The sequence below is a fragment of the Paenibacillus sp. D51F genome, from assembly GCF_053345695.1.
On the sequence record NZ_JBKFAO010000005.1, the window covers coordinates 75,651 to 90,070 of the forward strand.

Consider the following 14,420-nt stretch of genomic DNA (forward strand, 5'->3'; position numbering starts at 1 on the left):
CTTTTCGGGGCTGTTTTCCTTCCTTTTCCATAAATATTGCGGCTTATCGTCACATTCGCTGTTCCATCGAGCCTGCGGCTGTGCTACGCTGAGGAAACTAGATTCCACTGGAACGGGATGTATGACGTGACAGCCTTTACCTCTACCTATATCGTTCTGACGGCTCTGGCCGGCGTCATGAACGTTTTTGTCGCCCTCTATGCCCTGATGGGCAGGGCTTTGTTCTCGGGCAAGCGCGTCTTCATCCTGATGGCGCTGGCCAATTCCCTCTATACGTTCGGAGCCGCATTGGAGAAGACGTCCGAGACTCTTGACGGCATGATGCTCTGGACGACCGTCCAGTATGCCGGGATGCCTTTCTCCGCGGTACTCACCTTGCTGCTCGCGCTCCACTTTCTCGGCAAGGCCGACCTGATCCCCGCTTGGGGACGCTGGCTTCTGTTCGTCATACCCTCCATCACCTTTCTCCTTGTTCTGACCAACAGCAATCACCATCTCTTCTACCATGACATCTACTTCCAAAGGGGCCTGTCCACGCCGACGATGGATTTCACGATGGGCGAATGGTACGTGGTCCATGGCTGCTACACCTCCGGCATCCTTTTCGCGGCTCTCTCCCTCGTGTTCCAGGCGCTGATCCGTCCCGGGAACGATTCTTACCGCCGCCAGCTGATCGCTTTGTTCGCGGGCATCCTGCTTCCGATTGCAGCCTCGCTCCTCTACTTGCTGGGCTTCAGTCCGAACGGAGTCGATCCCGTGCCGGTCGTGCTCTGCTTCACGAGCCTTCTGTTCGTCTATGCCTTCCTGTCCACGGACAAGATGGCCTTGCTTCCCGTCGCGCGGGAAAACGTCATGGAGAGCATGGGAGAAGGCGTGCTCGTGCTGGACGCTTCCTGGCGCCTGCTCGACAGCAACCGTTCCGCCCGCGTTCTGCTGCCCGCGCTGGCACGCTCCGCCCTGGGACAGAGCCTGAGCAGCCTCGAGCTTCCGGACGGAGCCGCCGCAGCCCTCCGCAGCGCCTGGGAGCAGCCGGGCAAGCCCTATTCGTTCGCAAGCCCTGCGCTGCCGGGCGAAGAGCCTCGCTGGTGCGAGGTCTACGCGGCTCCCATCTCAAGAGGCGGGGGACATGCCGGCGGCTGCCTGCTCGTGCTGAGCGACATCACGGAGAGGCGAAGCATGCAGGAGGAGCTCAAGCGGCTGGCCTCCCACGACCCGCTGACGGGAATTCTCAACCGCGGCGCCTTCATGCGCGAAGCGGAGGAAGCGCTTGTCCGCTGCTCCGACGACGGACTCCCCGTCTCGATGATCCTGTTCGACATCGACCACTTCAAAGGCATCAACGACTCGCTCGGCCATGAAGCCGGCGATTCCGCCTTGCTGCACGCCGTCTCCGTGTGCAGCGCTCTGCTCGGTCCAGGCGACCTGTTCGCGCGCTACGGCGGCGAAGAATTCGTGCTGCTGCTGTCCGGCATCGACAGCTTCACGGCCGAACAGCTGGCGGAATCCATCCGCATGGCGCTGGAGAATACTCCTGCCCTCGACCCGGACGGACGGCCTCTCGGCATCCGGGCGAGCTTCGGCGTCGCCAGCTTCGGCGTCGCCGGCTTCGGCAGCGCGGCACTGCCCGTGCAGGATGCCTGCCGAGCGTTGTTCCGCTCCGCCGACCAGGCCCTTTATGCAGCCAAAGAGCAGGGAAGGAACCGCGTCATCTCCGCACCGTCTTCATGAAATCCTCTGTCCCGAAGCCGAATCTCTCTTCTGGCAGCGGCTGGCAAGCGCTCCTCCGCGCTTGCCCAACAGCGGAGGAAGGGTTGCGCTTCCTTTATAACCGAGTATAATAGTCGGTATAAATGGGTTGGAGAACAGGAGAGACGCCGATGACGAATGCGCAAAAGTATGCTCAGTGGATGGATGACCAGCTGGATCTGTACAATTACGCCGTACGGATCGGCGACGATCCATGGCGGCGCGAGCTGCTGCAGCAGCTGCAGGACAAAGAAAGCTTCTACGAGCAGCTGCTCCGGGATCAGGCCCGTTCGCAGCTGTGGAGCGAATTCGAGGAAATCAACCGCAGGCTGGAAGGCCTTTACGGCCGCCTGAAGGAAGCGGAGAACGACGAGATTCGCGCCCGGCTATGGGAAGCAGCCTGGAAGCTCCGCAAGGAACGCTCGCGCCTTGCCGCCCGCCTCCGTGAGAGCGCAGCGGAAGAGAGCCGGCAGCCAGGCAGGAGCAGCTTGAAAGGGTAGTATAAAAAAGGGTATCCAGCCGCAGCCGGCCGGATACCCTTTTGCTGTCGTTCTAGGCGTTCAGCCCGGATTGGCCGCTTGCCTTGCCGCCTTCCGGCTCGGGATCGTCCTGCTGCTCGACCGTCTTGCTCGGCACTTCGGCGCCTCCCTTGCCGACTTCGGCCTCCTCGCTCTCGACTTCATCGCGCACCGACTTGTCCTTCTCCGCGAATGATTCCATGTCCTCATCCCTTTCTCGTATAATAAGCCTCATGTTCTCATGTTCTTCCTTCAACGGTTTCCCGGGTTTAGAAACGCCTTCCCTGCCTCACTGTTAATAGAGCCTTCCCAAGCGATAGCAGTCCATACCTGAATCATCGACGCAAAAGGACTCACGGCTGGACGGGGCGGCGGCATCGCTTGCCGCGAGCCTGGACATGGGGCCGAGGCGCCGCCATAAAACAAAGCCGGCCTGGAAAATCCGGCCGGCTGTCGATTGCTTCAGGGAGGATTCAGTCGCACTAAATCGGAATTTGCTTGCTTCTCCAGAGACTCAGCTCATCGGTCAGCTTGCCGCCATTGCGGTCAGAGACCTTGAGGAAGTTGGACAGCTTGAGCAGCAGCGGGCTCTTGGAGACATCTCCGTCCGCCACGGCTTTCTTGTAGGCTTCAACCGCCTTGGCATCGATGGCTTTGCTCTCGTAATCGAACAAAAGCGTATTGTTGCTGCCATAAAAGACGTTCCACTTGGTCTGGAGGTACATGGACTCCACCTTGGCCTTGCGGTTCGAGGACGGATAGCTGCGCAGGAATTTCTCCTGGGCCAGGTTGCGCTGCAGCAGCTCTCCCCATCCGATCATGATCGCCGCATCTCTAAGCGTCGGCTCCGACGTCTCGAGGGACATCATCGCGATATAAGCGGCGATATCAGCCCCGACATGGGACTTGTAGGCTTCATAGGACACATAGTCGATTTCGGGGAAGTACATCCCTTCCGCCGTGGAGATGCGGTAGCCTTGGCTGCCGGCTTCGCCGAGCAGCTTCTTCGTCTTCTCGTCAGCCGCGTATTTGACCAGCGAATCGATAGAGCCGCTGCTTCCCTTGCGCCAAGCGGCGTTGACCGCTTTCTGGATGGAACTCGCGGCGATGCGGTTCTGCAGGGATTCCAGCCCGGCAGTCTGCGCATTCTCCAGACGAAGCACCATCATGGATGCCGTCCATTTATCGGCTTCTCCGATATGTTTGTTCAAATAGGCAACGGCCTGGCTCAGCGTCTTGGAGCTGGATGCCAGCCTGATATATTCGTTGTACATCTTCTTGATCGCTGCCGCATCAGCGGGAACGGAGGTTATGGCCGCCTCGCCTGCAGCGGGTGCCGGCTGGCCTTCGAGGGCAAATACAGAGCTGCCTCCGGAGAGAGCCATCGTCAAAGCCAAAATAGAGCCTGCGGTTCGTTTCCAAGTCTTGTTCATCATGTCTTTCCTCCCTATCGTTCAGCTCTCTTGCTTCAGGTGCGCACCCTGCTCACCCTTTCAGACGGTATATACACGGGAAGGTTGCACGAGAATCAAAGTCCGCTCCGCATCCATGCCAGTCATGCCGGTTCGGCAGCCCGCATACCCTATTAGGGACAGGTATCCAGCAGCATCGAGACGGAGGTGAATGCAATGGCATGCGAAGTATCATGCGAGGTCAGCAGCTGCAAGAACTGGTCTCTCAACAACGTCTGCACGGCGGCAGCGATCACAGTGGCGTTAGCCAGCGAGCGGGCGGACCGCAAGGCTGAGGACGCGGGCTGCCGCACGTTCGAGCCCAGACAGCAGGAAGCTACCGCCTGATTTCCTTTTTCTCCGATCGACCGAAGCGGCGGTACTGGCATTCACACAACTGTCGGCTGCTGGAATGAGCTGCGCCGCCGTTGCTGCAACGGTGCAGGTCGAGCCGGCGACGGTCGAGGGCCCGTTGGCCTGCAAACGACAAAAAGGCGCATAGGCGCCTTTTTGTCGTGGAAATTATTTGAACGTCATCCTGCATATCCATACAGCCGGTAGAGGAGCAGGTTCAAAGCCTGGGCTTCGACTTCCAGGCCCCGATCTCCGCAGCCGTCTTACCCCTTCGCTTGCTTGCGGAACATGCCGTACAGCTTGCCGATCGTAGCGGTATTGATATCCATATTGTTCTCGTAGGCATACTTGACCGCGTAGCCGAGCGCCAGCGTCATCGCACCGGCCACCGAAGCTCCGGCTACTGACCCTGCTCCGGGAAACAGCTTCAGCACTTGCCTGAATACGCTTTTGCCGATATTGCCGACCACAGTGGCGACGACGAGCTCGCGAGCCGTCTCCTTGCTGATCGGCTTGCCGTACAAGACGGCCAGCCGCGTAAGCAGTCCGATCTGCACGGCCGTGATCGGCACGATATCCGCTCCGGGAATCGGAGCCGCGCCGATGGCCGAAGCGGAGGCTGCCGCTCCCAGGATCCACTTGTTAGCCGCCGCCGATTTCTCCTTGAGATTTTTCGCGAACAGCAGATCCTTGGACTTTTTTCGGAGCAGCTCCAGAATGGCGGCCCTCAGCGCTTCGATATTCTCGCCGGTGCGGGAGGAGACGGGGACGACATCGTACTTGCCTCCGGTCTCCTGCTTCACCCTTGCTGTGATGCGGTCGACCTCGTCCGCCGCATCGATCTTGTTGAGCACGATCAGAATATTCGGATTCGTGTCCCGAATCGCCTCGAAGGAGCGCTTCTCCGCCTCCGAATACACCGTTCCGGCTGCATTCAGGAAGAACAGGATGATGTCTGCCTGGCGGTAGTAATCCATCGTCTGCTGCGAGTTCTCCACCCGTACGTCGTTCAGGCCGGGCGTATCGACGAAGAAGATCCGCTCCTTGAACAAGTACGGGCGGATATCGGCCGTCTCTCCAGGCTCCGCCCCGACTCCCGCCACCGTTTCGCCGACGATGCGGTTGAGGGTCGAGGATTTGCCCGCGTTCACGTCGCCGACGAGCGCGATCAGAATATCCTGGTCGAGCTCCCTGCCGATCTCGGCCATATGCTGCTCGTATTGCGCCTCCGCGGCTCGTCTCCATTCCACTTCCCAGCTGGAAGCTACGGGCAGAAGCTCATTCAAGCGTTCCTCGAGAGGAGGCGAGAGCAGACTGGAGTCCGAGCGGGAATTATCCGCTGCAAGCGCGGACATGGAGCCTCCTTCCGCCGGGTGGACCAGCAGAGCGCCGGCGCTCTGCTGGTTAGAGACCTGATCCAGCTCGGCAGCGGCGGCATAGGCGCCCGCGGCATCCCCTCCCGGGGGCGCCGCCGCGCTTGCTCCGTCCGCGGAGCCATCCGAGAACGCCTCCGCATACGATGCGCTCTCTTCCGTCAGCGGTGCGGAGACGGGAGCGCCGGATGCTTCGGAGGAAGGCGCGGCTTCTCCGGCAGGCAATCCGGCCGCGGCCGCACGTCCCGCTTCGATCATGACATCCGCCTCGCCTTGCATGGCCTCCTCGGCCATTTTTCGAACGCGATCCGCTTCCGGCAATTCCCGTCCCTCGTCCTGTCCATATACCCGCTCTTCCATTCCCAGTTCTCCCTTCGGCTCTCCCCGTATTCGACCGTCATGAAGTTTATCTCTTCTCTTACCTCGATAATGCCCGTCGTGAATCTCGCGAAGCCGCCATGCGGCGGAAGAAACGGTTGCCGGCACCGCGCCGCGGGTATGTTAGCCTCATAAACCTGAAAAACAAGGAGGTCCGCCATGAAACTCGGTCCCGAGCATCGCCCTTCCGTCCGAACATTTGCTTTCCACGATGACGGCAGCATTCCCAACCATCCCAGCCTCCACGTCCTTTTCTATCCGTCGGCCGTCTCCGAGCCGGGACGGATGGAGCTGCTCTTCGCCTCCAACGGATGGGGAAATACCTGGACGAACGGCGTCTTTTCCTATCATCACTACCACAGCAATGCCCATGAGGCGCTCGGCGTCGCGCGCGGCAGCGCCAAGCTCCAGCTGGGAGGAGAGCAAGGAGAGATCGTCGAGATGGAGGCAGGCGACGTGCTCGTCCTGCCGGCCGGAACCGGACACAAGAAGCTTCAGGCGAGCGCCGATTTCCTGATCTCCGGCGGTTATCCCGGAGGCATCGATTACAATATCCGCACCGGCGAGCCCGGCGAGCGTCCACGCGTGCTGGAGGAGATCCGGCTCGTGCCGATGCCCGCCTCCGATCCCGTTTACGGAAAGGAAGGACCGCTTCTTACGCTGTGGAACAACAACCAAGGGGCCAGATAGAACATACGACGGACTCGGCCTCTGGTCGAGCCGGCTGCGGTCGGAAGCAGCGATGGAGCCGGTCCCTGCCATAAAGCGGTCAAGTACGCCGCCATACGTACATAAATTGCGCATCGGTCAATGGAATGGAAGCAGATGTCAGGTCTTCTATTTTTCCGCTTTTCGATTAGAATAGGAGTGAGTAATCACTCATTTTCGAAGGAGATGAAGCTTCCATGGAAAATCCGACGCTTCCAGCCGCCGACCTCCGGCAGATCACCCGCCGTCTGGGCAAGCGTGAAGTGTTGAGGAATCTCAGCCTGCAGATTCCTCGCGGCCGGCTGACCGGACTGCTTGGCCCATCCGGCTCCGGCAAGACAACGCTCGTCAAGCTGCTGGCCGGCATCGACAAGGCGGATGAAGGCGAAGTAACGGTTCTCGGCCGGAGCATGCCTGCCTTGCCCGTGCTGCAGCGCATCGGGTATATGGCGCAGTCGGACGCTCTCTATGCCGATCTGACCGCAAAAGACAATCTGGTCTTCTTCGGAAAGCTCTACGGGCTCCGGGGAAGCCGATTGCAGGAAAGAATCGCCGCCGTGATGGCGCTCGTCGCGCTTGATGATCATCTCCACAAGAGCGTCGCAGCCTACTCCGGAGGCATGAAGCGGCGGCTGTCGCTGGCCATCTCGCTGCTGCACGAGCCGGAGCTGCTGCTGCTCGACGAGCCGACGGTCGGCATCGATCCCGTGCTGCGCCAATCCATCTGGCGGGAGCTGCTGCAGCTGCGGGACGGCGGCACGACGATTCTAATGACGACTCACGTCATGGACGAAGCCGAGAAATGCGATACCATCGCCTTCATCCGCAGCGGCGAGCTGACCGCCTCCGGATCTCCGCGCGAGCTGATGGAACGCAGCGGCGCCTCCAGCATCGAACAGGCGTTCATCGCCATGGGAGAAGGTGTCACCGCATGAGGACGCGCGCCCTCGCCTACCGAATCATCCGCCAGTTCCTGCGCGACAAGCGCACGCTCGCGCTGCTGTTCCTGGCGCCGCTGCTCGTGCTGACGCTCATGCACTTCGTCTTCGGCGGCGCCTCCGCGGCCCCTTCCATCGGCCTGATCTCCGGCCCCGGAACTGCCCAGGAGCACGTGTCCCAAAAGCTTCAGCATGCCGGTGCGACTATCCGTGACTATGCCGACTCCGAAGCCGGGCAGACGGCTCTGGAGCATGGGGATATCGACGCTCTGCTGCAACTTGGAGGCGCCGCGCCGCGCGTCACGCTGGAGGGAACCGATCCTGCCGTATCGAAGGCGTCGCTCGGGCTTCTTCAACAGGCTCTTTCCCCAGACCCTGCGGCATCCGGGGGCATGGAGGGCAAGCTGGAGGTCGCCTATCTGCACGGCTCCGCCGGCCTCAGCGCCTTCGACTCCTTCGGTCCCGTGCTCGTCGGCCTGTTCGGGTTTTTCTTCGTCTTCCTGCTGGCCGGCGTTTCATTCCTGCGAGAGCGGACGACCGGGACGCTGGAGCGGCTGCTGGCCACGCCGATCCGCAGATCGGAGGTCGTCGCCGGCTATCTGGGCGGATTCGGCTTGTTCACCCTGCTTCAAGCCGCCCTCATCGCCTGGTACTCCACGTCGGTGCTCGGCCTGTATATGGAGGGATCCTTCTGGCTGCTCATGCTCGTAAACCTGCTGCTGGCGCTGACGGCTCTGACTCTCGGCACGCTCCTCTCCACCTATGCGGGCAACGAGTTCCAGATCATTCAGTTCATCCCCCTCGTCATCGTGCCGCAAGTGTTCTTCTCCGGCCTGTTCAGCCTCGATGCCATGAATGAATGGCTGAGGCATATCAGCCTCGTCATGCCGCTCTATTACGGCGCCGACGCGCTGAGAGGGGTCATGCTGCGGGGAGAAGGATTCGCCTCCATATGGGTTGATCTGACCGTGCTGTTCGGCTTCTCCCTGTTGTTCGCCCTGCTCAATGTGCTGGCGCTCAAGAAACAGCGCTCCATTTAAACGAGCCTGCCGGCTGTGTTACGATGGACGGCATAAGGAGTTGGCATGATGAACGATGGAAGAGAACCTTGGCTGGAGGAGCTGCTGCAGGGAGGCGAAGGGAAAATGACCGACAAGCAGGCGCGCATCGTCGCCGCTGCAGCGGATCTGTTCGCCGAGAAAGGATATGCCTCGTCCTCCACGAGCGAGATCGCCTCCAGAGCAGGCGTTGCCGAAGGAACGATATTCCGCCACTACAAGACGAAGAAGGACCTGCTGCTGACAATCGTAAAGCCGGCGATCATCAAGCTGCTGGCCCCCTTCCTGCTGCGGGAATTCAAGGACGTGCTCCATACCCGCTACAGCACCTACGAGGAATTCCTCCGCGCCATGATCACGAACCGGCTGCAGTTCCTTTCCCAGAACAAACGGCTGTTCAAGGTGCTGCTCCAGGAGCTGCCTTTCCACCCCGATCTCCAGCAGCAGGCCAAGGAAACGCTGATTCCGCTCGTCCTGCCGCAGCTGCTGGCGGTCATCCGGAAGTTCCAGGACGAGGGCAGCCTCGCTCCGCTGCCGCCCTTGACCGTTCTCCGGCTCACCGCCTCCGGCATCATGGGCTATATCCTCGCCCATCTGGTCGCCGCCGACCGGAATGCCGGCGGCTGGGACGAGCAGGCCGAGCTCGAAGCGACGATCGCGTTTCTGGCCAAGGGGCTCGCTCCCTGACAAGTCCATCCAGAGGGAAGGAAGCCGCGTTGCGCAGCTCAAGCGGGAAGTCATCGAGAATCGAGGTCGAGATTCCCGTCAGCCCGGCCTCCGACTGATTGTGCCCGCCCGCCTGGGGCGGGCTTTTTTGGCGCGCCTCCGCTGCCTTGATTAACCGGCCGCCTCCGAAGGTTAATGATGCGGAAACGACAAGCAGAAGGGTGATTTCCGCACGATGGAGCGCAACCACACGATGATGCAGTTTTTTGAATGGCATGTACCCGCCGACGGCCGCCATTGGCAGCGGCTCAAGGAACGGTCCGCCGAGCTGAAGGCAGCCGGCATTGATGCCGTCTGGATCCCTCCCGCCACCAAAGCTTCCTCTCCGGAGGACAACGGCTACAGCATCTACGACCTGTACGATCTGGGCGAATTCGACCAGAAGGGCGCGGTCCGCACGAAATACGGGACGAAGGCGGAGCTGCTCGAAGCTATTCAGGCCTGCAAGCAGGAAGGCATCGCCGTCTATGCGGATCTCGTCATGAACCATAAGGCCGGCGCGGACGAGAAGGAGAAGTTCAAGGTGGTCGAAGTCGAAGGCGACAACCGCCAGGAGGAGATCTCCGACGCCCACAACATCGAGGGATGGACAAAATTCACGTTCCCCGGACGCGGCGGCAAGTACTCGGACTTCACCTGGAACTTCAACCATTTCAACGGAACCGACTTCGACGCCAAGCGGGACAAGACCGGCGTATACCGCATCCTCGGCGAGAACAAGGACTGGAACGAGAATGTCGACGACCAGTTCGGCAACTACGACTACCTGATGTTCGCCAACGTCGACTACAACAACCCTGAGGTCAGGGAAGAAATGATCAAGTGGGGCAAATGGCTGGTCAAGGAAACCGGCGTGGACGGCTTCCGGCTGGATGCGATCAAGCATATCGACCATACGTTCATCCGTGATTTCGCCCAGGCCGTCAAGGAGGACCAGGACGGTCCGTTCTACATCGTCGGCGAGTTCTGGAACAGCATTTCGGAGGACTGCCTCGCTTATCTGGATGCGGTGGAAAGCAGCGTCGACCTGTTCGACGCGCCCCTTCATTACCGGTTCAAGGAAGCGGCCCAGGCCGGACAAGGCTTCGACCTGCGCACGATCTTCGACGGATCCATCGTCAAGGAACGCCCTCTGGAGGCGGTGACGATCGTCGACAACCATGACACCCAGCCGGGAGAAGCGCTGGAATCGTGGGTGGACGACTGGTTCAAGCAGAGTGCGTATGCGCTCATCCTGCTCCGCAAGGACGGCTATCCGGTCGTTTTCTACGGGGATTATTACGGCATCGGCGGAGAGGCTCCGGTGGAAGGCAAGAAGATGGCCATCGACCCGCTGCTGTACGCCCGCTATCATCGCGCTTACGGCGATCAGGACGACTACTTCGACGATCCGAATGTGATCGGATGGGTGCGCAGGGGCGTGCAGGAATTCGAGCGCTCCGGATGCGCGGTCGTGGTCTGCAACAAGGAGGAATGCTCCAAGCGGATGTTCGTCGGCGAGGAACGCTCCGGCCAGGTGTGGGTCGATCTCACCAACACCCGCGCGGAGCGGGTCGTCATCGGCGAGGACGGGTTCGCCGATTTCCCGGTGAATGGAGGCAGCGTCTCCGTATGGGCGCTTCCCGAGTTCGACGTAGAGCCTGAGGGCGGCGAGTAGGACGCCCCGCAGATCATTTGCAGACCGGCACGCCGGTAAAGAATAATAAAGAGCAGGAACAGCGTTCTCAGAGCATGCAGCCTGTCCCCAAAAAAGGAGAGCTATGACCATGAATGTAATCGACTCCCTGGAAATGACCCGCTCGGAGCTTGTGGAAGAGGTCCATGCCCTACCCGTCGATCTGCTGACGCAGAAGCCCGCAGGAGGCGGCTGGTCCGTCATAGAAATCCTCGAGCACCTGTCGCTGCTGGAGGCGCGCATCGTCAAGGGCATCCAGGCCTCGCTGCTGGCCCCGGAACGCGGCGATCTCCGCCCTGCCCCGCTGGAGCTCGTCAAGGACCGCTCCCGCAAGCTCCAGGCTACAAGCCAGGCCGAGCCTTCCGGGCGCTTCCATACGCTCGCCGACGCGCTGGAGGCTCTGAATGGAGCGCGGCAGAGCACGCTCGAAGCTCTGGCTCCGTCCATCGGCACCGACGCCATGGACAGCCACGGCTTCGACCACCCTGCGTTCGGACCGATGAGCGCCAAGCAATGGGTGGAGCTGATTCCGCTGCATGAAGCGCGCCACCTGGATCAGATCCGGGAAGTTGCCGCGGGCCTGAAGAGCGGGAGCTGACCGGCATCCCTTGCCGAAGCTTGTTCGGATCAGACCGTATCCCGCCTAGGGCGGATACGGTCTTTTTGCGCGCATGCGCTCCTTCGGCATCCGCCGTGGGCAAGGATCCGCATGCCATCGGGAAGAGCCGCAAATGCGGAACTGCCTTTCGCTTCGTTTGGATAAAGCATTATTTACCCCCTGCCATGAATATTTTCCCCCTATTGCTTTCACGTTAAATGCCTTATTGTGGTAGCAAGAGAGCTTCCAATGTCTCCCACTTCATCGTAAAGGAGGCCTGTCGCCGACCCGGAGGAACCCCGTTCCCGCCACGGATCAGACAGAAGGAACTTCATTTATCCATCTTACAGGAGGAATGATTAATGAGTGTACGAATGAATGACAGCCGCATGTTCATCTGGAAGCTGGCAGCCGCTTTCGCGTTGATGCTGCTGGCCCTCGCCTGCGCCAAGGCCTTTGCTGGAAGCGCTTCCGCACATGGCTATATCGATTCCCCCTCCAGCCGCTCCAAGCTGTGCAGCACCGGCGTCAACACCGGCTGCGGCGCGATCCAGTACGAGCCGCAGAGCCTCGAGGCCAAAGGCAACTTCCCGACAGGCGGTCCGGCCGACGGCCAAATTACGGGCGCAGGCGCCTTCCCCGAGATGTATGCGCAATCCGCGACGCGCTGGAGCAAAGTCAACCTGAGCGGCGGTACGAACACATTCACCTGGAAGCTGACGGCCCGCCATGCGACGACGGAATGGAAATACTACATCACCAAAAAAGGCTGGGATCCGAACAAGGCGATCGCCCGCGCGGATCTCGAGCAGTTCTGCTACATCAAGGATACCGGCAAGCAGCCTGAGGCCACCGTCACGCATACTTGCAGCGTGCCGACCGACCGCAGCGGCTACTACGTGATCCTCGGCGTCTGGGAAATCGCGGACACCGGCAACGCCTTCTACCAAGCCATCGACGTCAACCTGACGAACGGCGGCACGCCGGTCGACACGACAGCTCCATCTGTCCCTGGCAACCTGCGCTCCACGTCGGTGTCTTCCACGAGCGTAGGCCTCGCCTGGAACTCCTCCTCCGACAATGTCGGCGTTACCGGCTACAAAGTCTATCGCGGCACGACGCTGCTGGCCACCGTGTCCGGCTCCACGACGACCTACACGGCAACCGACCTGACGGCCGGCACCGCCTACAGCTTCACGGTCCAGGCCGTTGACGCCGCGGGCAACACCAGCGCTTCCAGCGCAGCCCTGAACGTCACGACGCCGACGGGCTCCACGCCGGATACGACGGCTCCGACCGTGCCTGGCGGCCTTCATATCCACACCTTCGACGCCTCCAGCATCTCGCTCATGTGGAGCGCTTCGACGGATAACGTAGGCGTCACCGGCTACCGCATCTACAACGGCTCCACCCTTGTCGCGACCGTCTCCGGAACGACGCTCGAATACAAGGTGAGCGGCCTCAGCGCCGGCACCTCCTACACTCTGAGCGTGCAGGCCATCGATGCTGCGGGCAACGTCAGCCCGTCGGCGACGGTTGCCGGCAAGACTTCCGACGGCACGACGCCGCCAACCGGCCCTCAAGCCTGGGCTGCCGGCGTCGCTTATAAAGTAGGCGATCTGGTCACTTACGGCGGCAAGACTTATTCCTGCCGCCAGAGCCACACCTCCCTGACAGGCTGGGAGCCGCCAACGACGCCGGCCCTGTGGCTGCTGCAAACCTGACGAGGCTTGCGATCCAAAAAGGAGAATAGCGAAGAGCCCCTGCCCCCGGCAGGGGCTCTTCGGCCTATAACCAGCTATTCGGAAAAGGAATATCAAGACAGGTATTCGAAGTGCTAAACTAGGTAAAAGACCAGCAAGCGCGGCACAAGGAGGCCCTTCATGATTACCCCCACCCTTAAGGACAAGCTGCTCAGCCGGCAGAGCGGCATCATCACCTACGGCATGACCCCGCCCAAAAATACGCATCCGGCGGAGAAGGTGAGGGAAATCGCCGACAAGCAGATCGAGCGTCTGCAGGGCATCGGCATCGACGGCCTCGTGCTGTATGACGTCCAGGACGAAGCCCAGCGCACCGACAAGGACCGGCCCTTTCCCTATCTGGCCTCGCTTGATCCGACCGCCTATTATCGGGACTATCTCCAGCAGGAGCTCGGCCTTCCGGCTGTCATCTACCACTGCGTCGCGGGCGGGAGCCGAAGCGAGCTGGAGGAATGGATCCACCAGAACCGCGACGAGCAGCGCTACTCGGTGTTCGTCGGCGCCTCGTCGAGCAGGCAGCAGGTGCAGGTCAAGCTGCCCGAAGCCTATCGTCTGGGCGCCAGCTTGAACGAGAAGCTGATGCTCGGCGGCGTCGTCATCCCGGAACGGCACCGGGGCAAGGGAGACGAGCATCTGCGCGCGCTTCACAAGCAGCAGTCCGGCTGCGCCTTCTTCATCTCCCAGGCGACCTACGACGTAGAGGCATCCAAAAGCTTCCTGTCCGACTACTATTACCATTGCCGGGACAACGGCATCGGAATGGCGCCGATTCTGTTCAACCTCGCTCCCTGCGGCTCCGCGAAGACGCTGGAGTTCATGAAGTGGCTCGGCATCAGCATTCCAAAATGGCTCGAGAACGAGCTGATCCATTCCCACGATATTCTGGACAAATCCGTCCAGCTCTCGCGGGAGACTTTCCGGGAGCTGTACCAGTTCGGCCTGGAGAAGGGCATACCGATCGGCTGCAGCATCGAGAGCGTATCGACCCGCAAGGTCGAGATCGAAGCTTCCATCCAACTGATGAAGGACATCAAATCCGATATGAGCCGCTGAGGCCTTGCCTCAAGCGGAAGGCAACGGGCGGGTTTGCAGGACGAATGAAGAGCGCCTCGGCGCTCTTTTTTTCAATCTGCC

General features: G+C 60.9%; 14 protein-coding genes. 11 read left to right on the top strand and 3 right to left on the bottom strand.

Annotated elements, in window-relative coordinates; all coding sequences use genetic code 11:
• The first annotated feature begins 126 nt into the window (after nucleotides 1–126).
• Both ACLBWT_RS11100 and ACLBWT_RS11105 read left to right on the top strand, forming a co-directional pair.
• Complete coding sequence (locus ACLBWT_RS11100; RefSeq protein ID WP_447663187.1) at nucleotides 127–1,728, top strand: histidine kinase N-terminal 7TM domain-containing diguanylate cyclase; 1,602 nt, start codon at nucleotides 127–129, stop codon at nucleotides 1,726–1,728.
• Nucleotides 1,729–1,877: 149 nt separating this feature from the next.
• Nucleotides 1,878–2,246 (top strand): hypothetical protein, encoded by a 369-nt coding sequence (locus ACLBWT_RS11105; RefSeq protein ID WP_447663188.1) that lies wholly within the window; start codon nucleotides 1,878–1,880, stop codon nucleotides 2,244–2,246.
• A gap of 52 nt (nucleotides 2,247–2,298) precedes the next feature.
• Here the strand turns inward: ACLBWT_RS11105 and ACLBWT_RS11110 are convergent, their stop codons facing one another.
• Both ACLBWT_RS11110 and ACLBWT_RS11115 read right to left on the bottom strand, forming a co-directional pair.
• Nucleotides 2,299–2,466, bottom strand: a complete 168-nt coding sequence (locus ACLBWT_RS11110) for a hypothetical protein (RefSeq protein ID WP_447663189.1) — start codon at nucleotides 2,464–2,466, stop codon at nucleotides 2,299–2,301.
• Between the two features lie 280 nt (nucleotides 2,467–2,746).
• Nucleotides 2,747–3,700, bottom strand: coding sequence for a hypothetical protein (locus tag ACLBWT_RS11115; protein WP_447663190.1), 954 nt, complete (start codon nucleotides 3,698–3,700; stop codon nucleotides 2,747–2,749).
• 192 nt (nucleotides 3,701–3,892) lie between these two features.
• Between ACLBWT_RS11115 and ACLBWT_RS11120 the strand changes: the two genes are divergently transcribed.
• Complete coding sequence (locus tag ACLBWT_RS11120; RefSeq protein WP_447663191.1) at nucleotides 3,893–4,063, top strand: DUF1540 domain-containing protein; 171 nt, start codon at nucleotides 3,893–3,895, stop codon at nucleotides 4,061–4,063.
• 269 nt (nucleotides 4,064–4,332) lie between these two features.
• On the opposite strand, the gene ACLBWT_RS11125 is transcribed toward ACLBWT_RS11120, so the two are convergent.
• Nucleotides 4,333–5,802: a GTPase gene (locus tag ACLBWT_RS11125; RefSeq protein ID WP_447663192.1), complete on the bottom strand. Its 1,470-nt coding sequence runs from the start codon at nucleotides 5,800–5,802 to the stop codon at nucleotides 4,333–4,335.
• 177 nt (nucleotides 5,803–5,979) lie between these two features.
• Between ACLBWT_RS11125 and ACLBWT_RS11130 the strand changes: the two genes are divergently transcribed.
• The 8 genes from ACLBWT_RS11130 to ACLBWT_RS11165 all read left to right on the top strand — a co-directional run bounded on the left by ACLBWT_RS11130 (nucleotide 5,980) and on the right by ACLBWT_RS11165 (nucleotide 14,339).
• A complete protein-coding gene (locus tag ACLBWT_RS11130; protein ID WP_447663193.1) occupies nucleotides 5,980–6,510 on the top strand; it encodes a cupin domain-containing protein in 531 nt (176 codons plus the stop codon).
• A 215-nt stretch (nucleotides 6,511–6,725) separates the two neighbouring features.
• Complete coding sequence (locus tag ACLBWT_RS11135) at nucleotides 6,726–7,463, top strand: ABC transporter ATP-binding protein (RefSeq protein WP_447663194.1); 738 nt, start codon at nucleotides 6,726–6,728, stop codon at nucleotides 7,461–7,463.
• On the top strand, nucleotides 7,460–8,506 hold the full coding sequence (locus tag ACLBWT_RS11140) for an ABC transporter permease (protein ID WP_447663195.1): 1,047 nt from the start codon (nucleotides 7,460–7,462) through the stop codon (nucleotides 8,504–8,506). The genes ACLBWT_RS11135 and ACLBWT_RS11140 overlap by 4 nt, the downstream gene beginning before the upstream one ends.
• Nucleotides 8,507–8,554: 48 nt before the next feature.
• Complete coding sequence (locus ACLBWT_RS11145) at nucleotides 8,555–9,211, top strand: TetR/AcrR family transcriptional regulator (protein ID WP_447663196.1); 657 nt, start codon at nucleotides 8,555–8,557, stop codon at nucleotides 9,209–9,211.
• Between the two features lie 214 nt (nucleotides 9,212–9,425).
• Nucleotides 9,426–10,907, top strand: a complete 1,482-nt coding sequence (locus ACLBWT_RS11150; RefSeq protein WP_447663197.1) for an alpha-amylase — start codon at nucleotides 9,426–9,428, stop codon at nucleotides 10,905–10,907.
• A 109-nt stretch (nucleotides 10,908–11,016) separates the two neighbouring features.
• On the top strand, nucleotides 11,017–11,523 hold the full coding sequence (locus ACLBWT_RS11155; protein ID WP_447663198.1) for a DinB family protein: 507 nt from the start codon (nucleotides 11,017–11,019) through the stop codon (nucleotides 11,521–11,523).
• Nucleotides 11,524–11,885: 362 nt separating this feature from the next.
• Nucleotides 11,886–13,247 (top strand): lytic polysaccharide monooxygenase, encoded by a 1,362-nt coding sequence (locus ACLBWT_RS11160; RefSeq protein WP_447663199.1) that lies wholly within the window; start codon nucleotides 11,886–11,888, stop codon nucleotides 13,245–13,247.
• 159 nt (nucleotides 13,248–13,406) lie between these two features.
• On the top strand, nucleotides 13,407–14,339 hold the full coding sequence (locus ACLBWT_RS11165) for a methylenetetrahydrofolate reductase (RefSeq protein WP_447663200.1): 933 nt from the start codon (nucleotides 13,407–13,409) through the stop codon (nucleotides 14,337–14,339).
• Nucleotides 14,340–14,420: the final 81 nt, after the last annotated feature.